The 24,199-nt window shown below is 53.9% G+C and carries 19 protein-coding genes; 9 read left to right on the forward strand and 10 right to left on the reverse strand.

The genetic code is table 11. From position 1 onward, the window contains the following. Positions 1–1,114 precede the first annotated feature (1,114 nt). Positions 1,115–5,860 carry a hypothetical protein gene (locus tag PAT9B_RS12775; protein WP_013509689.1) on the reverse strand — a complete coding sequence of 1,582 codons (4,746 nt, stop codon included), beginning with the start codon at positions 5,858–5,860 and terminating at the stop codon, positions 1,115–1,117. A 152-nt stretch (positions 5,861–6,012) separates the two neighbouring features. Then, positions 6,013–6,315, reverse strand: a complete 303-nt coding sequence (locus tag PAT9B_RS12780; protein ID WP_041525817.1) for a LysR substrate-binding domain-containing protein — start codon at positions 6,313–6,315, stop codon at positions 6,013–6,015. A gap of 69 nt (positions 6,316–6,384) precedes the next feature. On the opposite strand from PAT9B_RS12780, the gene PAT9B_RS12785 reads away from it, so the two are divergent. Continuing rightward, a complete protein-coding gene (locus tag PAT9B_RS12785) occupies positions 6,385–6,993 on the forward strand; it encodes a glutathione S-transferase (protein ID WP_013509690.1) in 609 nt (202 codons plus the stop codon). A 63-nt stretch (positions 6,994–7,056) separates the two neighbouring features. On the opposite strand, the gene PAT9B_RS12790 is transcribed toward PAT9B_RS12785, so the two are convergent. Next, positions 7,057–8,079, reverse strand: a complete 1,023-nt coding sequence (locus PAT9B_RS12790) for an LLM class flavin-dependent oxidoreductase (RefSeq protein WP_013509691.1) — start codon at positions 8,077–8,079, stop codon at positions 7,057–7,059. A gap of 219 nt (positions 8,080–8,298) precedes the next feature. Here PAT9B_RS12790 and PAT9B_RS12795 point away from each other — a divergent pair, with 219 nt between their 5' ends. Next, positions 8,299–9,270, forward strand: a complete 972-nt coding sequence (locus PAT9B_RS12795; protein WP_013509692.1) for a fatty acid desaturase — start codon at positions 8,299–8,301, stop codon at positions 9,268–9,270. Next, a complete protein-coding gene (locus tag PAT9B_RS12800; RefSeq protein ID WP_013509693.1) occupies positions 9,263–10,051 on the forward strand; it encodes a phosphate/phosphite/phosphonate ABC transporter substrate-binding protein in 789 nt (262 codons plus the stop codon). Before PAT9B_RS12795 ends, PAT9B_RS12800 begins: the two co-directional genes overlap by 8 nt. Before the next feature lie 2 nt (positions 10,052–10,053). Here PAT9B_RS12800 and fusA read toward each other — a convergent pair whose 3' ends face one another. Further along, positions 10,054–12,150 (reverse strand): elongation factor G, encoded by a 2,097-nt coding sequence (fusA, locus tag PAT9B_RS12805; RefSeq protein ID WP_013509694.1) that lies wholly within the window; start codon positions 12,148–12,150, stop codon positions 10,054–10,056. Between the two features lie 202 nt (positions 12,151–12,352). Here fusA and PAT9B_RS12810 point away from each other — a divergent pair, with 202 nt between their 5' ends. Continuing rightward, positions 12,353–13,264 (forward strand): ketopantoate reductase family protein, encoded by a 912-nt coding sequence (locus tag PAT9B_RS12810; protein WP_013509695.1) that lies wholly within the window; start codon positions 12,353–12,355, stop codon positions 13,262–13,264. Between the two features lie 77 nt (positions 13,265–13,341). On the opposite strand, the gene PAT9B_RS12815 is transcribed toward PAT9B_RS12810, so the two are convergent. Further along, the gene (locus PAT9B_RS12815) at positions 13,342–14,262 is read right to left on the reverse strand and encodes a LysR family transcriptional regulator (RefSeq protein WP_041525818.1); all 921 of its coding nucleotides are present in this window, start codon (positions 14,260–14,262) and stop codon (positions 13,342–13,344) included. Positions 14,263–14,378: 116 nt separating this feature from the next. Between PAT9B_RS12815 and PAT9B_RS12820 the strand changes: the two genes are divergently transcribed. The 3 genes from PAT9B_RS12820 to PAT9B_RS12830 are packed head-to-tail and all read left to right on the forward strand — an operon-like array spanning position 14,379 to position 17,159. Further along, complete coding sequence (locus tag PAT9B_RS12820) at positions 14,379–15,818, forward strand: NAD-dependent succinate-semialdehyde dehydrogenase (protein ID WP_013509697.1); 1,440 nt, start codon at positions 14,379–14,381, stop codon at positions 15,816–15,818. Between the two features lie 10 nt (positions 15,819–15,828). Continuing rightward, positions 15,829–16,161 (forward strand): carboxymuconolactone decarboxylase family protein, encoded by a 333-nt coding sequence (locus tag PAT9B_RS12825; protein WP_013509698.1) that lies wholly within the window; start codon positions 15,829–15,831, stop codon positions 16,159–16,161. A 17-nt stretch (positions 16,162–16,178) separates the two neighbouring features. Further along, a complete protein-coding gene (locus PAT9B_RS12830; protein ID WP_013509699.1) occupies positions 16,179–17,159 on the forward strand; it encodes an NAD(P)H-quinone oxidoreductase in 981 nt (326 codons plus the stop codon). Between the two features lie 8 nt (positions 17,160–17,167). Here PAT9B_RS12830 and PAT9B_RS12835 read toward each other — a convergent pair whose 3' ends face one another. Then, on the reverse strand, positions 17,168–17,941 hold the full coding sequence (locus tag PAT9B_RS12835; RefSeq protein WP_013509700.1) for a YdcF family protein: 774 nt from the start codon (positions 17,939–17,941) through the stop codon (positions 17,168–17,170). A gap of 89 nt (positions 17,942–18,030) precedes the next feature. Here PAT9B_RS12835 and PAT9B_RS12840 point away from each other — a divergent pair, with 89 nt between their 5' ends. Then, a complete protein-coding gene (locus PAT9B_RS12840; protein ID WP_013509701.1) occupies positions 18,031–19,089 on the forward strand; it encodes a LacI family DNA-binding transcriptional regulator in 1,059 nt (352 codons plus the stop codon). 91 nt (positions 19,090–19,180) lie between these two features. Here the strand turns inward: PAT9B_RS12840 and tmaR are convergent, their stop codons facing one another. The 4 genes from tmaR to dacD form a co-directional block, all read right to left on the reverse strand. Beyond that, positions 19,181–19,501, reverse strand: coding sequence for a PTS system regulator TmaR (tmaR, locus tag PAT9B_RS12845; protein WP_013509702.1), 321 nt, complete (start codon positions 19,499–19,501; stop codon positions 19,181–19,183). Between the two features lie 160 nt (positions 19,502–19,661). Then, complete coding sequence (locus tag PAT9B_RS12850; protein WP_013509703.1) at positions 19,662–20,720, reverse strand: FUSC family protein; 1,059 nt, start codon at positions 20,718–20,720, stop codon at positions 19,662–19,664. A gap of 170 nt (positions 20,721–20,890) precedes the next feature. Beyond that, the gene (locus PAT9B_RS12855) at positions 20,891–21,352 is read right to left on the reverse strand and encodes a GyrI-like domain-containing protein (protein WP_013509704.1); all 462 of its coding nucleotides are present in this window, start codon (positions 21,350–21,352) and stop codon (positions 20,891–20,893) included. A 56-nt stretch (positions 21,353–21,408) separates the two neighbouring features. Further along, positions 21,409–22,575 (reverse strand): serine-type D-Ala-D-Ala carboxypeptidase DacD, encoded by a 1,167-nt coding sequence (dacD, locus tag PAT9B_RS12860; protein ID WP_190274635.1) that lies wholly within the window; start codon positions 22,573–22,575, stop codon positions 21,409–21,411. A gap of 196 nt (positions 22,576–22,771) precedes the next feature. Here dacD and sbcB point away from each other — a divergent pair, with 196 nt between their 5' ends. Continuing rightward, positions 22,772–24,193 (forward strand): exodeoxyribonuclease I, encoded by a 1,422-nt coding sequence (gene sbcB, locus PAT9B_RS12865; RefSeq protein WP_013509706.1) that lies wholly within the window; start codon positions 22,772–22,774, stop codon positions 24,191–24,193. Positions 24,194–24,199 lie beyond the last annotated feature (6 nt).

Here is a 24,199-nt window from a genome sequence, read left to right on the forward strand (position 1 = left end):
CGTTTGCCTAATTGATCAGGGCCGCTCTCCGCTGTTGCATCATGCTGGATGGCTCTCCGAACGCGTGCAGGGGAGGCAAGATTCTGAATCAATGCCGTAAACATGTCGGGATAATTAATCAGCCCTGCCACCTTGTGGTCTTGATTCTCCGGCTGGAAAAGAAATTCCATTAAATTTTTGATCGCACCTTTATCAAAGGTTTTCGCTTTAATCTTCTTCACAAGATCCGTTTTAAATTTTTCAAGATAGTCTATCCGCTCACGATGATGATGAGCGCGAGCTAAACCGTCCGGAGTTGAGTCACGGCTTAAGTTCGCCAGCTCGACATGCCTTTCGTTGATTTCATTCTTCAAAGAATGCAAAACTTTTTGGCAGATGATATCGACGCCTTCACCAATTTCGTTGAGATAATGAGTGAATGCGAGAGGCGAGTGACAGAGCGTTTTTACCACCGTGGGCAAGTTCTGATGGCTATTCGGAGCCATATCGGTATCCAAATCGATATAGAACTCGGCATCTAACATGTTATCACCGAGACGATGTCCATTTTCATGCAGTAAGGTTTTGGTCAAATCTTCTCTGAAATTATTCACACTAAGATGAATATCATTTTTGTTTTCCCCAACATAACCATAGACATCAGCACCACAAATCTCTAACTCCTTCTTGAGGGCAAGTGTCGATTTGTCAGCTAAATGGTGCGTGGTGAGCTGATGATATTCTTCAAAAGCCACGATATGACCTGGGTGCAGCTCGGATGAGAGACGTGTGATATCGTCAAATTTACCCCGTATATCTGCCTTGGTTTTAGGTGACAAATGATCGGGATGGATAGCCGTCAAATCGGTGAAACGCTGCCAGAAATCCGCTTCTTTTTTTCCATTCGCAATCGCATCAGTAGCAATTTTTCGGGTTTTTTCAATCCCTTGATTAATCAGACTTTTCACTTCAGGATATTCAGACGAGAAGGTTTCATCAGAGGCGCGCCCCAGCTTCTTATATAAGGCATTTGAATCTTCGTCATAGACGATTCCTTTATCACCCATGTTATCATCAGCCGCTTTTGTCTTTGCATCCACCACGGCGGCCTGCCATGCGCTATTTTGCTCAGCGTTCAAATATTCCTTTTTATACTCTGCCAATAGCTGCCTGAATTTGGCGGTTTTTTTGTTACTTTTACCCGCCAAAAAACCGTGACAAATCCCCTGGAGTTCTTTCGCCAGCGCCTTATCATTTGCATCCATTTTTTTATTTTTTCCACGCTCTTCCAAAAATCCTTGTTGAGCTGTAGAGAATATTGATTAGCATCAATCACGTTGAAGAGGTAATCATTAGCCTGGCTATGTTTAATCCATTCGGCACCTTCGCTATCACTGTTTTTATCAATAATATTCCTGATGCGATCATTGATCTCTGGCTCAGTCTTAAGCTTATCCACTTTATTCAGGCTTTGCAGCACCGCGAAGGTCGCTGATTCACTGTTCCTGTGTTCCTCAAAAGCGTTATAAAGTTTATTCAATTTTTGCTCGCGTGCTGTCGTGCTCGCTTTGATTGCTTTACCTGCCGAACTCAATACGTTGCACTTATTCACGCTCCGCCCTTTCCCACCCCGGGTATTCCGACAGCTAAGTCCGATTGCGTCCCCTTGTTCATCGTCTAAAGGAACGAACTTGCCCTCCCCATCAGGGCCAATACGACGATGTAACGCACCTTGTGAATCTTCTAGTGTAAGAATGAACTTTACGTTGCCGGTTGAACCACTGACATATTTAAACGGTGAGGGGACCACCTCATTCAGTTGCATTTCGAGCCCTTGCCCCGCCGCCATTCGGGAAAGAATAATGTCACTCTTAAAGACAGGTTTTGCCTTATGCGTTTCGCTTAAGATTTCCAGTCCTTCATCCAGTGTTCTGAATCTTATCAAGTCATCATCTGTAACCTGGTAACGACCATCGGGCCGTATCTCTAATGTCAGCCACAGATCCGCTGGCGCATACTCGCCAGTGACAGTCACGGTGTATTTTTTTTCACTTTTCTCAAATCGCAAATAGCCATCATTGCGCTTCAAGAAATAACTGCCAGAGGTTTTATCAAAAAACACCGGGACATTTTTTAACTTTTTAGCCAAAGGAAAAGCATCTTCAAATGCATCTTCCGGGATGGCGTAGCCATCCAGACGTTGCAACTTTATCTCTTCTCTGCCAACTTGCTTAAGCGTCTCGCAGCTGGCATGACCTTGTAAAACGGCCCGGACGGTGTTATCAATCTTTTCACTTGTCATCTTACTGTTTGAGTATTTTATTTCATAACTGCTCGATTCTCTGGTCAGCGCTTTATCCTGGTCCCCGATACGATAAAACCTTTCCTCATTGCCTTCACGAAAGACCAGAGACCATGATTCATCGGGATGGTTGTAAATTACACCACTATAAACGTAGCTTGCAGGAATATTGTCGGCCGTAATCATCTCTTTTGGTGTCACAGCAACAGGGACAGCTTTCTTCACAAATGGCACCATCAGTGGATCTTGCTTAAAATTTTCAATCCAGGGGGAGGTTTTGGATTTTTTTAACTTACTGCTTTTTCTCATCGCCAGCGGATCGTTATCCCGGCTATATTTATTCGCCACAATTTTTTTCAACACATCTTCACTGAATTTCTTAAAGGCGATTAACGGAGAAGCCATCCCATTGGTGGTGATATCCATGGCACAGGTTAGCCCATCCTGTGCGCTCTCTTCCAGCGCCGCATCTATTTCTGCCACATTATTGGCTGCAGAGAAGAAGCGTTTGAGGTCAACTAAGATACCGACACAGGCTGCGAAAGGGATGGCATGGGCTATTTGCGTGACAACCTCTTTAGTATTACTTGACAGTTCGTTTGAAAAGCGTTCAATCAATCCTTGTGCCGCCTGCAATGGGCTTTCATGATAGACCTGACTCCAGAAATAAATACGTGCTTCTGGCTGCGGCAAAGCTTCCGGTTTTTTCTCCGGAGAAGAAAAGATATCTGCACGGGATGTTTCCGCGGTGAAATCTGCCGCCTGCGATAACCAGTCTGCATGCGTTGCCGTCTCCGAAGCTGGTTGCAAACGTTGACTCTCTGAGACAGCAAATGAACAATTTATTTTTTCATTCCCTGCCATTCTATGCGGGAGGAATTTATTTAGAAAATACAGACTATTGTTTGCAATAAATTCTTTTATGTCTTTTTCTTTAGTGCGCGGAAGCGGAATTTCACAAACCCCAGGGTTGATTAAATCATTTATTATCATGGAGGGACTTAACAGATAAAGCGCAGTAAAAAAACCGCCATCATCTTTAACCGATAAGAGGCTGCCTGCATTTAATAACGCATTCCCTTCATCATTATTAACACTAATAATCAGACGATGTATTTCCAGCGGATTATCTGTAGAGTAAAAGGCACTATTAATAAGCTCTCTTTGCGTGTTACTTAGAGTAGAAAGCGCTGCTTTACAGATTGTGGACAACTGTGTGGCAAACTTTTCCCTGATCGCCACCACCTGATCAACATCAGGATGATCTTTATCCAACCCGCCCATTGAAGACGCGTGTTCTTCAAATGCCGAAAAGAGTTCACCGGCGGAACGATAACGTTGGTATAAATCAAATAAAAACCGTTGCCAGCCCGCAACAGCTAAATTTTCCCCATGCCTTTCGCTCTTCAGGCTGCCTCCCCAGTTGATTTTATGCTGGTGTTCAAAATAAAGGTCAAAAAGAACATCACTGTCTGGCGGTAAAACCTCATGTTCCGCATTAAGCAGAGTATGCAAACTCACTAAATTTAACGTTTGCGGATTATTATCCAGGCCGATGTCGAGCCCAAAGGCTCTGGCAAAAGATGCTCCCAACATCAACTGAAACCCCTCAACAGAGAAGATATTATAATCCATATAAGGATGGCTATCCTTTTTCATCCCGTCCGTATGATTAAGATCTGCTAGAGGGAACTGTTCAGAGATTTTCTCACCAATCAGATTTCGTATGGCTTCTGACTGACTTGCGCTGAAATTTGCTATTTTTTCCGCCTGAATATTGGCATGCCGCTCAGAAATATCGGGGCTGATATGTAATGATCCTAATGTTTGTTTTTTTAAGCGTGGCAGATTGGCTATTTTCACATCCCCACGCAAACTGTTATAAAAGCAACGCATTCCATAATTGATGACGTCTTCATCAATCGCAATAATGGCACGGCGGAATATATCACCCACCCATTCATTTCTGTCAGAGTGGTTGATAATGGTATTAATCAACACTTCTTCAGAAACATTAAATCTCCCTCGCCCAACCACTGTCCGCACGAATAATCCAAACTCATATTCATTGATATTTTCATAGTCACCTGCATTCGCGTTGGGGTACAACTTTACATAGGCATTGAGTAAATCCGCCACTTTTATCGCTGATGCATCAAGTATAAAGTCCTGTAAACCAGGCAGCCGTAAATTCTCTCCATTCTGAGAAAGAAGAGAGTACGCGAAAATCTTTTCCGTTGGTGATGTAATAAAAATATCGTGCCAGATAATCGCTTGCAGGTCGGCTTCCGGCGCGATTGCAGACTGCGTTACATTGCTGAGGATAGGGAATGTATCGCCAGATTCAGACCAGGAGGCAACCGTGGTGGCCAGATGATCGTCTATCTCAAAGCATTCTGTCGCTGGCAACAGGGTGGGAAAAGAGATTTTACTGACCAAACCGCTAATCTCAGCAAAAATTATTTCACTCCATCCCGGTGTAGCCAGCTGGGAAAACCCAACCGAATGCCCCATCGCTATTATGGGTTGTTGTATTACGGTTGCGTAAATATCATGCTGTTCTGGCGAGTCGTTTAGCTCAGCATCCTGGAATTCATCCTCTTGAGTGGGTGTGGGGTTTTTATCGCTACCAAACAGGTGCTGAGGTTCCGGCTGCGCCTTTAGCTGGCTAAATATTGACAAAGATTGTTGATAGGATTCATCACCAAGGTGATTTACCAAAGGCAAAGCATCCTCTAATAGTGGCAGCAGTGGATGAGTATGTGTTCTCGAATCAGCTAACCTGGTGAGAATTGTTTTTAATAACTCAGCGTGTCGGAACCACTGGTTGATAAAGGTATTCCAGCTTTCCTTGATTGCTATCAGTACTTCGGCGTTTTTCTTTTGCTTATTAAAGGAAATACGCCCGGTTCTCAGCGGGAGATTATTTAATGCAATTAATTGTGGGTAGCATTTAGCTACCCACTCTTGTTGTTGCTCAAGCAGCGCCAGCGCTTTCCGTGCCCGTAAAGCCAGTTGATCCATGGAGACAGGCTTTTGCCGGGTTGCGCCCGGAGCAAAGACTTGCAGTACCAGGTTAAGCAGATTCAAATCCGGGTGGTTAAGAAAACGGCTCAGACTATCAAGCTGGGGGTTAACGTCTTCAGGTGATTGCAGTCCGTCCCGGATTCTGCCCACAACAACGGTAAGTGCCTTACGCACCGCCACCTGATAATGACGTAATCCGGGCAGGTCACGTAAAAAGGATCTGACGTTGCTGATCCCTGCCCGATGTACACCGGATGCTAACAGGTGTGCACCACTCCCGATCATCGCGAAGGGTGCCGAGGCGGTGGTCACCCCGCCATAAATCGCCGGATGGGCGAAAAAATGGGTGATATTGTCCAGTAAACAAAGTAGCGCTGCATGTGGCGATCGGGGCAAACATATGGATGAACCGGCAACGGATAATGGCTGAACCAGCGATGCGCCAATGTCGAGAATAGTATTAATCCAACCATCATCTCTTTTCCCGCTCTCAACGATGTCGGAAGCCCCAGAATTTCTGATATTTTGCGCAGTAGAGGGTGCATCAATCATAAGCATTTCCTTGCTGGAATAAGTAGAGTTTACTTCCTGTAAACAGCGCGCAACTCCATCGCTGCTCCCCCGGTTATACCCCATCCACGCTGGCTATATCCTGATGTTTCAATTAGATATCTATGAAGTTGTGAATTGCTCAATCTCCTCGGCTAATCCACACTGACCGGGCTGAGTTGCACCATTTCACCGCGATCCAGCGCGTCCTGAACCAGCGATCGCCGTTCCAGCGCAATGCCTTGCCCAAGTCGTACCGCCTGTAAAATCACGTTGGAGTCATTGGTGAACAGGCCATTCGCGACGATGGGCTGGCTCAAACCCGCCGCCTGACACCAGTTATCCCAGGATTCGAGGATGAAAAGGCGTTCACTGGCGGCAATTTGTTGTGGCGTCTGCGGCAGATTGCCACCATTAAACTGAAGGGATGCTACGACCACCAGCGTATCGGTAAACAATAGCTGGCTGAATCGCGGGGGCTGGCGTACTGTCTGGGCAAAGAAACCGCGAATTTACAAGGAGTCACGATGAAACTTATTGGTATGCTGGATTCCCCTTATGTACGCCGGGTCGCCATTTCACTCGCACACTACGGGATGGCGTTTGAACATCAGTCGCTGTCGGTATTTCGTCATTTTGATCAGTTCGCGCAGATTAATGGGGTGGTCAAAGCCCCCACGCTGGTGCTGGCAGATGGCAGCACGCTGATGGATTCGTCGCTGATTTTGCACTACCTGGAAAGCCTGGCGGATACGCCGCGCAAGTTGCTCCCCATCACGGCAGCCGCATTGGCTAAAGATACGCAGATTCTCGGGCTGGCACTGGCCGCCAGCGATAAAGCGGTGCAGTTCTATTACGAGCGCACGCTGCGACCGGAAGAGAAGCAGCATCAGCCGTGGCTCGACCGCGTGACACAACAACTACTGGCCGCCTGCACCGCCTGGAATGCCGCGCTGGAGCAACGTGATATCAATCCGCAGCAACCGGATCAGGTGGCGATCAGCAGTGCGGTGATTTGGGGATTTATTCAGTCGATTATTCCGCAGGTGGTGCCAGCAGAACAGTATCCGCGTTTGCAGCAGGTGGCCGCGCAGCTGGAAGGCACGGCAATATTTGCCCAATATCCGCCGGTATAAATAAAACGGGAGGCCCGCAAGCCTCCCAACCAATGCGCGATAAATCGCGCCGCTACCGCCTGATTAACGCCAGCCGAGTTCCGGTGCCACATGGGTCAGGATGGCTTCCATCACGTGGGCACAGTAATCCACCCCGAGCTGGTTCGGAATGGTCAGCAGCAGCGTGTCGGCTTCGGCAATGGCTTCATCCTGCGCCAGCTGTTTGATCAGCTGCTCCGGTTCCGCCGCATAGCTACGGCCAAAGATGGCGCGGGTTTTCTCATCGAGGAAACCAACCGAATCCTGCTCCTGACCGCTGCGACCGAAATAGGCACGGTCGATATCGTTAGTCAGGGCAAAAATACTGCGGCTCACCGAGACACGCGGTGTGCGCTGATGCCCCGCCGCCTGCCAGGCTTCGCGGTAAGCACGAATCTGTTTCGCCTGCTGGATGTGGAACGGCTCGCCGGTCTCATCATCTTTCAGCGTAGAACTTTGCAGATTCATCCCCTGCTGTGCAGCCCAGATGGCGGTCGCGTTCGAGCCAGAACCCCACCAGATACGCTCACGCAGCCCTTCAGAAAACGGTTCCAGGCGCAATAATCCGGGTGGATTCGGGAACATTGGCTGCGGATTAGGTTTAGCAAAACCTTCACCACGCAGCACTTCCAGCAGCTCTTCGGTATGGCGACGTCCCATATCGGCATCGCTTTCACCGTCTTTCGGGTTGAAGCCAAAGTAGCGATAACCTTCAATTACCTGCTCCGGCGAACCCCGGCTGATACCCAGTTGCAGACGGCCATTGGAGATCAGGTCAGCGGCTCCCGCATCTTCCGCCATGTACAACGGGTTTTCATAACGCATATCAATCACGCCAGTACCAATCTCGATGTTTTTGGTACGCGCACCCACTGCCGCCAGCAATGGGAACGGAGAACTCAGCTGACGGGCAAAGTGATGCACGCGATAGTAAGCGCCGTCGGCACCTAACTCTTCAGCGGCCACAGCCAAATCAATCGACTGCAACAACACATCCTGCGCAGAACGGGTGGCGGACTGTGATGATGGCGTCCAGTGACCAAAGGATAAAAAGCCAATCTTTTTCATGGAACTGTTCTCCTCGCGGGCGGGTTACGCCCCGGCGTAAGTAAGTCGTTTTCGATGCTGAAAGGTTACGTCAGCCACGTCCGTACTGATAGCCAATTGTTTTCACCCGCTTCATCAAGTTTTTCGACATAAGTAAGAAAATTAAGGTCTTTGTCTTTTTTTCGACCTTATCGCATCGTCTGACGCAACGATCACACTCAGCAGGACAACGCGATCATCATGCCCAAAGGTTCTTCCGCTTACCTCAGCACCCAACAACGTGCACAGATCCAGCAACTGGCGCGCAGCTGGTGGTGGCGCAGTGAACTGCCCACCTGGCTGCTGATGCTGGTAGTGTATAGCGGTTGGTTTGCGACCTTGTATTACGGGCAGTCCCTTGGCGGGCTGCCAACCACCCTGCTGATGATTCTTTTCACCACCTGGTATATGTCGTTGCAGCATGAATTGATTCACGGTCACCCTACCCGCTGGCCGCGTCTCAATCAGCTGTTTGGCACCCTGCCGTTGGCGGTGTGGTATCCCTATGGCCTGTACCGCGACTCACATCTGGCCCATCATCGTAACCACACCCTGACCGATCCGGATGACGATCCAGAGAGTTATTACCTGACGCCGCAACACTGGGCGCGACTGCGGCCCTGGCAGCGTCGGGTAATCCATCTGCGTAACACCTTTCCCGGACGGCTGCTGCTGGGACCCTGGCTGGATATCTTTGCCACGTTGCAGTCGTTGTTACAGGCGTTTCGCCAACGCGACCGGCCCGCCATCGTCATGTGGGTGATTCATCTTAGCCTGTTGGGTGCGCTGTTCTGGTGGCTGGCACAGTGGGGTTATTCACCGCTGTGGTGGGTGCTGGCGGTGAGTTATCCAGCGCTGGCGCTGACCAAAGTCCGTTCTTTCTATGAGCATCGCGCGGAGGAGGAACCGCTGGCACGTTCAGTGAACAATGAAGCGGGGCTGGTGTGGCGCTTATTGTTTCTCAACCTCAACTATCATTCAGTACATCACGATCTACCGGGCCTGCCATGGTATGGCCTGCGCCGTGTTTACCTGCTCAATCGCGATGACTATTTCCAGCGCAACCAGGGGTTTCGGGTCGCGGGCTATGGTGAATGGCTGCGTCGCTTTTGGGCGAGGCCGGTAGAAGTTAACGCCCATCCGGGCCGAAAACAGGACGCTCGTCATGACTAAACGGCTGTCGCTACCGATGTACGATATTAACCACACCACAACCCTGGCATTAACGGATGCACTGGTGCAGTTGCTGGCGGCGCGCGATATAGCGGCCAGCGTGGAGTGGCACCACCACTTGCTGCCGCACTGGCGCGATAACGATTTGTTGCTGAGCCAGACCTGTGGCTATCCGCTGGTCAAACTGCTGCCGGATGTGCAACTGGTGGGCGCATTTCAATCCTGCGCACCGGGTTGTGAAGGTTGGCGTTATCGCAGCTGGCTGGTGGTGCGCGAGGAAGATGCGGCACTGACGCTGGCCGATTTCCGTGGCCGTCGGGCAGTATGCAATAGCGATGATTCGCACTCCGGCTACAACGCGCTGCGTTATGTGGTGGCCCCCCTGGCACAGCAGGGACTTTTCTTTGCACAGACGCACTTCAGTGGCAGCCATCGCCAGTCACTGGCGGCGTTGCGCCAGCGGCAGGCGGATATCGCTGCCATTGACTGCATCACCTGGGCGTTGTTGCAGTATCACCATCCCGCAGAATTGGCCGGGCTGACGATCATCGGTGAAACGCCGTTGTGCGCAGCGCTGCCGCTGATCACCGCCGCCAGCACCGATCAACCGACCCTGGCCGCGTTACGCAGCGCCTTAACGCAGTTGGTGCAGGATGAGGCTTATCGGGAACTGTGCACTGCCAGCCTGATTGGCGGCTTTGCCACGCCGGAACGCGCTTTTTATGATGAGGTATTGCAGTGGGAGCAGCAGGCCGCCACGCTGGGCGTGACGGCACTGTGAGTTTAATGACGTGACGCGATGATCGCATCCGCGACGTTTTTCGGTGCTTCGGCGTAGTGGTTGAATTCCATGCTGTAGGTCGCCCGGCCCTGCGACATCGAGCGCAACGTGGTGGAGTAGCCAAACATCTCCGCCAGCGGCACTTCGGCGTGAATAATGCGCGCGCCAAAGCGTTCTTCCATACCCTGCAAGGTGCCACGCCGTGAAGAGAGATCGCCCATGACGTTACCGGCATACTCTTCCGGGGTTTCCACCTCCACCTGCATCACCGGCTCCAGAATCACCGGATCGGCCTGTTTTGCTGCCGCTTTGAAGCCGAAAATGGCCGCCATGCGGAACGCCATCTCCGAGGAGTCGACATCATGATACGAACCAAAGGTCAGGGTCGCTTTCACATCCACCACCGGATAGCCCGCCAGCACGCCGCTGTTTAACGCTTCACGAATGCCCTTCTCGACCGAAGGAATAAATTCGCGCGGTACCACGCCGCCTTTGGTGGCATCTTCGAAGGCAAAACCGGCGCCTGGCTGCTGCGGTTCCAGCGTCAGCACCACATGGCCGTACTGACCTTTACCCCCGGACTGGCGCACGAACTTACCTTCCACATCGCGGACCGTTTTACGGATGGTTTCGCGGTAAGTCACCTGCGGACGGCCAATATTGGCTTCCACCCCAAACTCGCGCTTCATGCGGTCAACGATGATCTCAAGATGCAACTCACCCATACCGGAGATAATGGTCTGGCCCGATTCTTCATCGGTATGCAGACGGAACGACGGATCTTCTGCCGCCAGACGCTGCAACGCCAGCCCCATTTTTTCCTGGTCGCTTTTGGTTTTCGGCTCGATCGACAGCGAAATCACCGGATCCGGGAAATCCATACGTTCCAGGGTGATCACCGCGTTGGGATCACACAGGGTTTCCCCGGTGGTGACCTCTTTCAGGCCGACGCAGGCGGCGATATCACCGGCGCGAATTTCTTCGATCTCGATACGATCGTTAGCCTGCATTTGCACAATGCGGCCAATACGCTCTTTGCGCCCTTTCACCGCATTCCATACGCTGTCGCCTTTACGCAGTACGCCGGAATAGACGCGCACAAAGGTCAGCTGACCGACATAGGGGTCACTCATTAATTTAAACGCCAGTGCGGAGAACGGCTCGTCATCGTCGGCATGGCGTTCAGCATGTTCGCCACGCTCATCGATTCCCGCCACCGGCGGCACATCGATCGGTGACGGCATCAGCTCAATCACCGCATCCAGCATGCGCTGCACGCCTTTATTTTTGAAGGCACTGCCGCACAACATCGGCTGGATCTCGTTCTGCAAGGTGCGCTGGCGCAGACCGGCAATCACCTGCTCTTCGCTCAGATCACCTTGCTCAAGATACGCATCCATCAACGCTTCACTGGCTTCCGCTGCGGCAGCTACCATGTTTTCACGCCACTCGGCGGCCAGCGCCTGCAATTCGTCCGGGATCGGGGCATAGCTGAAGGTCATGCCCTGGGTCGCATCGTCCCAGTAGATGGCGCGCATTTTGGTGAGATCCACCACGCCGGTAAAATGCTCCTCGGCACCAATCGGGATCACAATCGGCACCGGATGGGCGTGCAGACGATCTTTCATCATCTGCACCACACGGAAGAAATCCGCGCCCTGCCGGTCCATTTTGTTGACGAAGGCGATGCGCGGCACATGGTATTTGTTGGCCTGACGCCAGACGGTTTCTGATTGCGGCTGCACGCCGCCGACGGCGTCGTACACCATCACGGCACCATCCAGCACACGCATCGATCGTTCCACTTCGATGGTGAAATCGACGTGTCCGGGGGTATCGATAATGTTGATACGGTGCGGCGCAAAGCTGCCATCCATACCGGGCCAGTAGCAGCTCACGGCTGCCGAGGTGATGGTGATACCTCGCTCCTGCTCCTGTGCCATCCAGTCGGTGGTTGCCGCGCCATCGTGCACTTCACCCAGCTTATGGCTCATCCCGGTGTAAAACAGGATGCGCTCGGTGGTGGTGGTTTTACCGGCATCGATGTGCGCGGAAATGCCGATATTGCGATAACGTTCGATGGGTAGCGGTCGGGGCATGATGCGTCCTTAGTCAGTTTGACGGAAAAAGGCGGGCACCATTGCCCGCCGTTGCCCATCAGCTTAGACCTCGCGCCGGAAGAAATGCGAACAGATTGAGCTGTTTTTCATCAATCCTTTACCTGTCTGGGCATTTGACCGCTGGCATCCCTCTGCGCTGCGTTTTAAGGTAGGGGTCTCATTCACAACGGGAAACATAACCATGCGCATTCTGGTAGTCGGCGCCGGCGCAACCGGCGGGTATTTCGGTGCGCGTCTGGCGCAAGCAGGACGTGATGTGACTTTTCTGGTGCGCGAGCGCCGTTTTCAACAGTTAAAAACTCACGGGATGGTACTGAAAACCCCCGACAGCACCGAGACGCTGCATCCGCAACTGGTGCAGGCCGGTACGCTGGACGGTCACTATGACCTGATTATTCTGACGGTGAAAAGTTTTGGTCTGGCGCAGGCGATGGACGATATCGCCCCGGCCGTGGGTGCTGACACCCTGATCATGCCGATCCTCAACGGGATGCGTCATATCGATACGCTGCAAAAGCGCTTTGGCGACAAAGTGATTGGCGGCCTGTGTAAAATCAACGCCACCCTGGGTGAGCACGGCGAAGTGATTCAGATGACGCCGTTGCATATTCTGTATTACGGGGCGCTGAACGGTGTTAACGATGCGCGTCTGCAACGGGTGGATGAGACGTTGCGCGGTGCGCAGTTCAATACCGTGTTTGCCGACAACATCAGCAGCGAGCTGTGGGAGAAGTGGCTGCTGCTCAGCACCCTGGGGGCCGTGTGTTGCCTCGGACGGGGTAATACCCAGCAGATCCTGACTTCACAGGGCGGTGAAGCATTGTTGCAGGCTATCTTCGGTGAGGTACTGCAAGTGATCAGCGCCGAGGGTTACCTGGAGCGTCCGGCCGTGACGGCGAAGATTTTTGAGACGCTGAATAACCCGGCCACCCCGATGACGTCATCGATGTACCGCGATCTGACCCAAGGCTTCGATATCGAGGCAGATCAGATCATCGGCGACCTGGTGGCTCGCGCCACGCGCAACGGTGTTGCCGCGCCGTTGCTGAATGCCGTGTATGTCAATTTGCAGGTGTATCTGAAGAATCGGTAATCGCCAACCGTAGCGGCGCGATTTATCGCGCATTTTCGTGTGCTGTGCAGGAAATACCCGCGCGATAAATCGCGCCGCTACGCCACTGACCAGATCGCCGGATTGCCGATACGGGCGCGCAGCGCATCAAGGAACAGGGTGACACGCGCCGGGGGATGGCGTAAGGCGCGTAATGCATAGATCCCGGTTGTCGCCTGTGGTTGTGCCGACCACTCCGGGAAAATCTGCTGCAAGACCCCGGCTTGAATATCCTCACCCACCACCCAGTCGGGCAGATAAGCGATCCCTAATCCTTCCACCGCCGCCAGCCGCATCCCTTCAAAATCATCACAGCCAAATACCGGGGCGGTATTGGATGCCCGTGTCGGATGCCCCAGCACCGCAGACCAACACAGCAGGTCCGAACCATGCAATTTGTCGATCAGCCGATGCGCGTTGAGGTCGGTCAGTGAGGCCGGCATACCCTGCTGCGCCAGATAGGCCGGACTGGCGCACAGCACGCGGGTTTGCATGGCAATGCGGCTACCGATCAGGGTGCTGTCCGCCATATCACCGATGCGGATCACCAGATCCAGTCGCTCAGCGACCGGGTCGGCCAGCCGTTCAGTGAGATCCAACTCCAGACGCAGGTCCGGGTGCTGGCGGGCCAGTTCGCCCATCACCGGTAGCACATAGCGTTTGCCAAAGGTCGGGTAGCAGGCCACACGCAAAATCCCGGTGACTTCCCCTTTCATCGACGCCAGCTCCTGCTGCACATCCACCAGCGAGTCCAGAATCTGTCGGGCGCGGATCAACAGGGCCTCACCAGCATCCGTCAGGGTGAGATGGCGGGTGGATCGCAGAAACAACGGCGTATCGAGATGGGCTTCCAGCGCATCAATCTGCCGACCAATCGACGAGGGCGTGCGGCCACGCCGCCGCCCGGCGGCAGAAAAACTACTCTCACGCGCGACATCAACGAAGACGCCAAGGAACTCGGCAAATTTCTCTGATTGCATCTGTGCATTTCTTGCATAGCTGTTGTGGGGAGAAGCCATCTTATCAGCGAAGCGCTCCGGGCTTAACCTTCTTCTCAACGCAAATCAACAACATCATCCATCTGAGGAAGAAGACCATGCAAAACCCAACCTATGATTCACTTTACCTGTTCATCAATGGCAAATGGCTGAGCGCAGACGACCGCGATACCGCAGCGGTGGTAAACCCAGCCACCGGTAGCGTACTAGGCCGCCTGCCACTGGCAACCGAAGCCGACCTGGCGCTGGCGCTGGATGTCGCGCGTGACAGCTTTGATGTCTGGCGTCACACCGTCCCGGCCGAACGGGCGCGCATTATGAAACGTGCGGCAGAGCTGATGCGTGACCGCGCTGAACATATCGCCACACAGATGACACTCGAAGAAGGTAAGCCACTGACAGAGAGCCGTGATGAAGTGCTGCGCGCCGCCGAGTATTTCGAATGGTTCGCTGAAGAAGCCCGCCGCATTCATGGCCGCGTGGTGCCCGCCAACCGCCCAGGGGTGCAGCAACTGGTAAAACGTCAGGCAATTGGTCCGGTAGCCGCCTTCACCCCGTGGAACTTCCCGGCCATCACCCCGGCACGCAAACTGTCTGCCGCGCTGGCCGCCGGATGCAGCGTGATCCTGAAGCCTGGCGAAGAAAGTCCGGCAACTGCCCTGGCGCTGGCGCGCTGCCTTGACGAGGCCGGTCTGCCAAAAGGGGTGCTGCAAATTGTCTTCGGCGTGCCGGATAAAGTCTCTTCCCAGCTCATCGCTTCACCGATCATTCGCAAGGTGGCCTTTACCGGTTCAGTTCCGGTCGGTCGTCTGCTGTCAGAACGTGCCGCTGCCGGGGTGAAACCCATCACCCTGGAATTAGGTGGGCACGGTCCGGTGCTGGTGTTTGCCGATGCCGATATCGATGCCGCCGCCGCAGGGGGTGCCGCCAACCGTTTTCGTGGTACCGGCCAAATCTGTATCTCTTCCACCCGTTTTCTGATTCAGCGTCCGGTGTATGAGCGCTTTGTCGCGGCCTTCGTCGCAGCGACCGCCAAGCTGGTGATCGGTGACGGTATGGCGGCCGGAACCCAGGTTGGCCCGCTGGCGAACCAACGCCAACTGGAGAAGATGGAATTGCTGGTGGCGGATGCCGTCGCCCAGGGGGCCAAAGTGTTGATCGGCGGGAAACGTATTGCTGGTCCCGGTTATTTCTTCCAACCCACCGTGCTGGCGGATGTGCCGATGAGCGCCCGCATCATGCATGAAGAACCGTTCGGCCCGATTGCCGTAATGCGCCCCTTCGACGCGCTGGAAGATGGCCTGGCAGAAGCCAATCGCCTGCCCTACGCGTTGTCAGCCTATGCCTTTACCCGTGATGCCCGTACCGCCATTGATGTCGGCGATGGCCTCGAAGCCGGGATGATCGGCATCAACCAGTACCGCATCATCGCCACCGAGTTGCCGTTCGGCGGGATGAAAGAGAGCGGACATGGTTCAGAGGGCGGCACTGAAGGCATTGAACATTACCTGACCAACAAATTTATCAGCCAGATTTAAGGAGATGACCATGAAACCGATTGATTTCACCAGCCCGCGCGCTGCCGCTCGTCCGTTTACCCCGAAACTGGCGGACTTTGTTGAACAGCCGCTCTATTCAGACGTCTGGAAAGATGCGGATCTGGCCCCGCGTGACCGCAGCCTGATCACCATCGCCTGCCTGATTGCGCTGAACCATGCCAATGAACTGCCCGCGCATTTGCGCCGAGGCATCGAAAATGGCCTGACACAAACTGAGTTAAGTGCAGTGATTACCCATATGGCGTTCTATGCCGGTTTCCCGGCCGCCATAACCGCGTCTGCCTATGCCAACGCGACCTTTGCCGACGACCAGACCAATTGATATTTAAGGAAAAGACCATGAAAGCCATTACATTTGATCAGTTTGGACCGGCCGAGGTATTGACCCTGAGCGACGTCGCAGAACCGGTACTGCGTCCACAGGATTTACTGGTGCGTACCCGTGCCGCTGGCGTCAACCGAGCCGATCTCACCCATCGCCGTGGCGGCTATGGCCGCCCTGATTTCGGTGATTCCACCCTGATGGGCCTCGAAATCGCCGGTGATGTGATAGCCGTCGGTGCCGAGGTGACCGGCTTCAAGGTCGGCGACCGGGTGATGGGGATTGTCGGTGGCGGCGCTTACGCAGAAGTGGCGCGTATTGATTACCGTATGGCGATGCCGATCCCCGACAGCCTTAACTACGTCCAGGCGGCGGCCATCACCGAAGTGTTCGTCACCGCGAATGAAGCGCTGGTGCATCTCGGTAAATTACAGGCCGGGGAAACGGTGCTGATCCATGCCGGTGCCGGTGGTGTGGGCGGTGCGGCCGTTCAGCTGGCACATGCCATCGGGGCAACGGTGATCACTACCGCTCAGGCCAGTGCCCACCAGTTAGTACGGCGCATGGGAGCAGATTATGTCATTGATTACGTGCATGAAGATTTTGCCACGGTGGTCGACAGCCTGACGGAGCAACGGGGGGTTGACCTGATCCTCGATTTTATCGGAGCGCCCTACTTCGAACGCAACATCAATGCGCTCAACTTCGGTGGCCGTCTGGTACAAATCGGTATTATGGGCGGTATCGAAAACGCAAAAATCCCGCTGGATCGGTTGCTGTATCGCCATCTGCAAATTTTCGGCACGGTGATGAAATCGCGCAGTCAGGAGGTTAAACATGCGATGTCACAACGCTTCCGTGAACGCTGGCTGTCCGAATTCGGGAAAGAGGGACTGACACCGGTTATCGACAGTGTCTATCCCCTTGCAGAAGCAGCGGCGGCCCATCAGCGCATGGAAGAGGGCCTGAACGTTGGAAAAATCGTGTTAACGGCGTAGCCGATTAATTATCCATTGATGCGCGACTGCACCCCCGGCAGGCGCATCAATCTTTGCCAGCCCGCCTCAACCTCTTCCGGCACCTCAACATGGCCAAAGAAGCCTTTGCCACGCGGGCCATAACCGTTTTCATCATCACGCAGACGCTGCACTTCCCCCATCAGCAGCGAGAGGAAACGCTCCATTGACCATAACCCTTGTGGCGGCGCACCGATAATGCGCAGCATACCGGCGTCCATCATTACCTGCGGGGTGAACACCGGCCAGCTGATAAATTCTGGCGCATCGGCTCGATCACGCCACTGCCAGCGGAAAGTTTCCCAGGTACGACGCTGCATCAGCGGGTCCTGAACCAAAATCACCCGCTGCGGCTGCCACGCCACCTGATCCAATAACTGCTGGCTGAAGGCGGCATTTTCGCCACAGTTGCGTGATTGATCCTCCAGCAACAGTTGGTCGTCCGGCAGCGCGGCAAACAGGCGCGCCATCGCACCGAGCATCTCCGCTTCGCTTTTACCCTGGGTGTCGATTTGCCGGTACAGCGGATGCGCTGCCATCATCTGCGCCAGCAGTGGCGTGGAGTGGCCGATGCCACCGCTGATCAGTAACGGTAACTGGTATTTTTTTGCCAGCGCCACCACACCTTCAATATTCGGCAACACCGCATGCCCGGCCAGTATCGCCAAATCGGCCTCCAGCGTGCCTTCCTGCGGGATATGATCCAACGCCAGCCATGCCGCCAGCGTATTGATATCCTGAATATGTTCACCATTAAGCTTCATGCCATTCTCCTTAGGTTTTCATACTGGCTTAAGACCACGCCGATTGGGAAATTTTGCTACACTCGCAGCTTCATCTTCAGGAGAGATCAATGACTTCGCGCTCCGTAACCCTCGATGACGTTGCCCAACTGGCGGGGGTTTCTTACCAGACTGTCTCCCGTGTACTTAACCGCGCCGCTCAGGTTTCACCCCAGACTCGTGCCAAAGTGGAAGCGGCGATGCAGCAACTCAACTATGTGCCGAACCGGGTGGCACAGCAACTGGCAGGTAAAGCTACACGCACGCTGGGGCTGGCAACCAGCGATCTGGCGCTGATGGCACCGGCGCAGATTGCCTCCGCCATCCAGCAACGCGCGACGGCACTCGGTTACCATCTGGTGATGGCGATGACCGCTGGCAACGCACAAGACACGGTACATGAGCTGCTGGCGCAGCGGGTCGATGCGCTGCTGATTAATCTGCCGCTGGATGCGGCCGAAGCGGAGCAAATTCAGCAGCAGTGTGGCACAAAACCCGTGCTGTTTCTTGATGTCGAACGCCGTGCCAGGGTGGCACAATGCCAGTACCTGAGCGAGTCAGGTGCGCACCAGGCGGTGGATCATCTGGTGGCGCTCGGCCATCGACAGATTGGCGTATTGAATGGCCCGGCGCGTTCCGCCTCGGCGCGCGCCCGTTTTCAGGCCTGGCAACAGGCGCTGGCGGTGCATCAACTGGACGCCTGTTGTGTGCTGGAGGGGGACTGGAGCGCAGCGTCAGGTTATCAGGCCATACTCAGCCTGCTGCCTAACGCCCTGCCACAGGCGCTGTTAGTGGCGAACGACCAAATGGCGCTGGGCGCGATGCGCGCGCTGCATCAACATGGCGTGGCTATTCCCGGCGACATCTCGTTGATTGGCTATGATGACACCGCGGAGAGCGCCTGGTATCAGCCCCCTCTGACTACGGTGCGTCAGGATTTACAGCAGTTAGGCGCGGAGAGCGTGGATCGGCTGCTGGCACAACTCGATGGCGTCCACGCAGACATGCCCCCGCTGGAAACGCAACTGGTGATCAGAGCCACCACCGCTGCCCCGCAGCAAAACCGGCTGGATGCGGCAGAGGTGGCCCAGCAGTTACAGGCGCTGGCCCGACGCCTGATGCGCAACTAACCCTCACCCGCAAGACGGGAGAGGGAGAGGTGCAATATGTTAGTGAGTGCAGTATCGGCAAAAAACTCAGGGGCCAAATGGCCCCTGAATCTTATTGCGGTTTAGGTTCGCCCATCGCTTTGAGCTTTTTCGACAGCTCGCGACGCTCTTTGGAGAGGTCGGCATTTTTGATGATGTATTCGTCAACGCGATCTTCATAATCCACGCGCATGCTGGCGATAATTTCCTGAATCGCCTCAACACTCATGCCCGGTTTGATGTATTCGCTCAGGTTGTCCAGCAGCAACACACGTTTCTGGTTATCACGGATTTTCTTTTCGTTATCCGTAATTTCGCGCTGTAGTTTGTTTTTACGACGAAACATACGCACAAACTCCAGAACGTCCTGAAATGATTGCTTGGCATTTTCCATGTTGGCACCTTTCTTTGGGCCTGCCTCGGCAGGCGGAATAGTCATAAGCTCAGCTTAGCGGCTTGCCAGCCTTAAAAGCAATTGTCACAGCATGAATCGGACTGGCACTTATCTTAGCGCAAAGAAAGGGCGATTCACATTAAGCCATTGCCCTGAAAAACTATTTACGTAACGCCAGACGTACCAGGTCGGTCATACGCTCCAGTTGACGTGCCTGTTCAAGGCTCAACCAGACATAGCCATAGATTGAGGTGGTTTCCAGTTGTTGGCTGCCATTGGCAATCAATTGCTCCAGTTCCTGCATGATACTGCCCAGTTCGTGACTGTTGGCCGTGACCTGTTCCGTCTCGCCTTTAACCATCAACGCCGCCAGCGCATTCAGGGTGTTTTCCGTCATTTGCTGCGTGCGGCGCAGCGTCGGAGCATTGAGCAGCAAATAGTGGCTCTCGCGCGACGCCCACCACGCATCAATTTGCATCTGCATGGTGTTAACCATATTACGGTTTATGGTCTGAATGGCTTCAAACACCGATTTTGGAATCCGCGTCTCTTTACTGGCGGGTTCGAGTAAGGCGCGCATCTTAATCACGCTGGTGAGCAGCTTCTGGAACGGTTTGTTCAGACGCGGTTTATCCACCAGGTTAGCCGAGAAGCCGGTGTGGTGAATTTTCGCCATGCTGATAAAGGCATCCGACAGTTGGATACGCCAGTGGGTATAAGCGCGCTGTGCCCAGATGGCGGTAAACAGCAGCGCCATCAACGATCCCAGAATTACATCGCCACCACGCCATAACGCCACGGTAAAATCGCCCGCTGGCGCGCCAACCACCACGCTGAGGGTGATACCGATTAACAACGCCATGTACGGATGTTTGCCGAGGGTGAGGTAGCCGCAGATGACCATCACGGCAAAACACCAGACCAACATCACCGGCAGCGACATCAGTTCCAGCTTCAGCGCAATCAACCCGGAGATCGCCCCGGCAAACGTGCCAATGATGCGCTGCACCACGCGGGGAAAGACGTTGCCCCAGGTTGAGATTGGCCCCATCACCACCACCAGGGTAATCAGCGGCCAGGTACCTTCCGGAATGTCAGTCAGACGGACAAACAAAAAGCTCAGGATAAAAGCGATAGCGATACGCACGCCGTGTACGGCGCGATAATGGCGGTAGAACCAGAACTCAATCGGCGAAATGGGCTTGTCGGCGCGTAACATGATTATCCGGGAACGGGAACATTTTGCGCGCTATGTTACCCTGGCGAAACCAGATCCCTTAACACCTGACACGCGTTTTTCCTGACTTTTTGACCGCTGCTTACAAAAATCAACATCAGCGCAACATCGATTTTTCCCAATAGAAACATAGATGTAACGCCAGACGTTTTTTAAACCGGCCTGACCGGGATGTACATGTTCAGTAACCAGTTGCCGCTTTGCGATCCGTCGGAAAGATAGTGTTCATAACAGGGACGATCATCAACCTGCCAGTCACTGCGTTGCTGTAATTGCGCGAAAAAGGCGTTCCACGCCGAAAAGAAGTCATTGTTCTGCACTTCCGTACAGGTGTGGAAATAATGCCCACCGGCTAAGGTGCCATGCTGAATACCCTCACCCACCGCCAACGCAAAGTCAGCCGGGACGGTCAGCACCGTTTCCACGCTGAGTTCTTGCGGGGGTACCACCTGCGGATTGCCATAATAGATAGCCATCCACTCCCCTTGCAACGCGTGGCGTGCCACCCAATCTTTCAGCTGAGCAAACCCCTGCGGCACCGTTTCCTGCCATGGGCCTTGCAGACGATACCCGACCCAATGCTGGGCCGGACGTTCCACGATAGACGTTTTCATGATGAACCTCGGTAGCAGAGAACCAATACGGTACTGCTACCGAAGTTAGCCCATGCTTACAGTTTTTGCTTCAGGTAATCTTCAATCCGCGTCACGATACCCGCTTTATTTACTGCATTTAGCGCGTAGAGCGGATAGCTTGCCAACTGTTTATCTTTATCGATCACCTGAATTTCGCCAATCTGCTCATTGGCTTTTAACGGCGCTTCCAGGTCTTTGCGGTCGATAATGTATTTGGCTTTGACGTTCTGCACTTCACCGCGTGGCAGTGACAGGTAGATATCCTGCGTGGTACCGACGTCAACCTGATGTGGGTTGCCGTACCACACGTTTTCCGTACCGATTTTCTTTCCGGCGTGGAATAACTGAACGGTATCAAAGCTATTCTGTCCCCATACCAGCAGCTTACGTGCCTGCTCCTCACGCCCTTTCGAGCTTTTCCCGCCCATGATCACCGCAATCAGGCGATGCTGACCGACGATACTGGACGCGATGATGTTAAAACCGGCGGTTTCGGTATGGCCGGTTTTCAGGCCATCAACGTGCAGGTTGTTATCCCACAACAAGCCATTACGGTTGTTCTGGGTGATGCCGTTCCAGGTCAGGGTTTTCTCGCTGTACATGGCATAAAAATCAGGTTCGCCACTGATGATAGCGCGTGACAGTACGGCGAGGTCGCGGGCGGTGGTGTGCTGGCCCGGCGCATCGAGACCGTGGACGGTTTCAAAGTGGGTATGTGTCAGGCCGAGTTTCTGCACATAGCTGTTCATCATGGTGACGAAGTTTTGCTGGCTACCGGCCACATAATCGGCCAGCGCCACACAGGCATCGTTACCTGAGTCGATGATCACTCCACGGCTCAGATCACGTACCGTGACCTTATCGCCCGGTTTAAGGAACATCAGCGAAGAGCCTTTGAATACCGGGTTGCCTGCCGCCCAGGCATCTTTACCGACCGTCACCACATCGTCGCGACTGATTTTGTGTTGATCGATGGCGCGATCCACCACATAGCCGGTCATCAGCTTGGTGAGGCTGGCCGGGTTACGCTCCTCATCGGGATTCCCGGCGGTGAGAATCTGACCGGTAGTGGCGTCCATCAGGACCCAGGAAGCCGCATCAATTGACGGAGGCGTCAGGGGGAACGGCATGCCGTCGTCAGCCTGCGCCAGCGATGCCCAAACAATCATTCCAGAAACAGTAACCAACAGACGCCTTTTCAACACTTCTTCCTCAAAAAATGAATTTACCGCCGCACGTTTTACGGCAAATGGCTTTAAGAGGTTTGAATAAATTGAAAAAAAGTATGAACTGAGGACAAATTCTGCGCGCTGGCACGCAGAGCAACGGAGGAAGGTTGTACTGCGTTGGCCGGGCGACTATCCTGTGCGTTGATTTTTCCACTGCCAGGATAACGCCGTGTCCGCCTCCGACTTCACCTTTTTGTTCCACGATTATGAAACCTTCGGCAAGAGTCCGTCGCTGGACCGTCCGGCACAGTTTGCCGGGTTACGTACCGATAAAGATTTCAATGCCATAGGTGAACCGCAGGTGTTTTATTGCCAGCCCGCGGATGATTACCTGCCCCAGCCGGAAGCGGTGATGATCACCGGTATTACGCCACAAACCGCGCAGGCACGTGGCGTAACGGAAGCCGCCTTTGCCGAACGTATCCACGGCCTGTTTAGCGAGCCACAGACCTGTGTGGTGGGTTACAACAACGTGCGTTTCGATGACGAAGTCACCCGCAACATTTTTTATCGTAATTTCTTCGATCCCTACGGCTGGAGCTGGCAAAACGGCAATTCACGTTGGGATCTGCTCGATGTGATGCGCGCCTGTTATGCGCTGCGCCCGGAAGGCATTGTCTGGCCGGAAAATGATGACGGCTTCCCCAGCTTTAAACTGGAGCATCTGACCAAAGCTAACGGCGTGGCACACGAGCAGGCGCACGATGCGATGTCTGACGTCTACGCCACATTAGCCATGGCGAAGCTGGTGAAAGAGAAACAACCCAAACTGTTTGAGTTCCTGTTTAGCCACCGTAATAAACAGAAACTGATGACATTGATCGATATCCCTCAGATGAAGCCACTGGTGCACGTCTCCGGGATGTTCGGCGCGGCACGCGGCAATACCAGTTGGGTGGTCCCGCTGGCGTGGCATCCGGATAACCGTAATGCGCTGATTGTCGCCGATCTGGCGGGTGATATGAGTCCGCTGCTGACACTGTCACCGGATGAACTACGCGAACGGCTGTATACCCGCCACAGTGAGTTGGGCGACCAGGCCGCGGTGCCGATCAAACTGGTGCATATCAACAAATGCCCGGTGCTGGCCCCGGCGAATACCCTGCGCCCGGAAGATGCGGAACGTCTGAATATCGATCGTCAACACTGCCTCGCCAACCTCGCCCTGCTGCGCCAGCATGCGGAAGTGCGCGAGAACGTGGTGACGCTGTTTGCCGAAGCGGAACCTTTCACCCCATCGGATGATGTCGATGCCCAGTTGTATAACGGTTTTTTCAGCGATGCCGATCGTGCGGCAATGAATATCGTGCGCCAGACCCCGGCACAGAATTTACCCGCGCTGGATTTAACCTTTGATGACAAGCGTATCGCCAGGCTGTTGTTTCGCTATCGGGCGCGCAACTTCCCCGGCACGCTGGATGACGCCGAGCAGCAACGCTGGTTACAGCATCGTCGTGAAGCGTTGAATGCTGAGCGCGTGCAGGCATTTCTGCTGGAGCTGGAGTCGTTGGCAAGTTTGCATGAAGGGAATGCGGAGAAACTGGGCTTGTTAAAAGCGCTGTATTTGTATGCGCAGGAACTGGTGTCGTAGCCCTCA

The sequence above is a fragment of the Pantoea sp. At-9b genome (assembly GCF_000175935.2).
Lineage (GTDB): Bacteria > Pseudomonadota > Gammaproteobacteria > Enterobacterales > Enterobacteriaceae > Pantoea.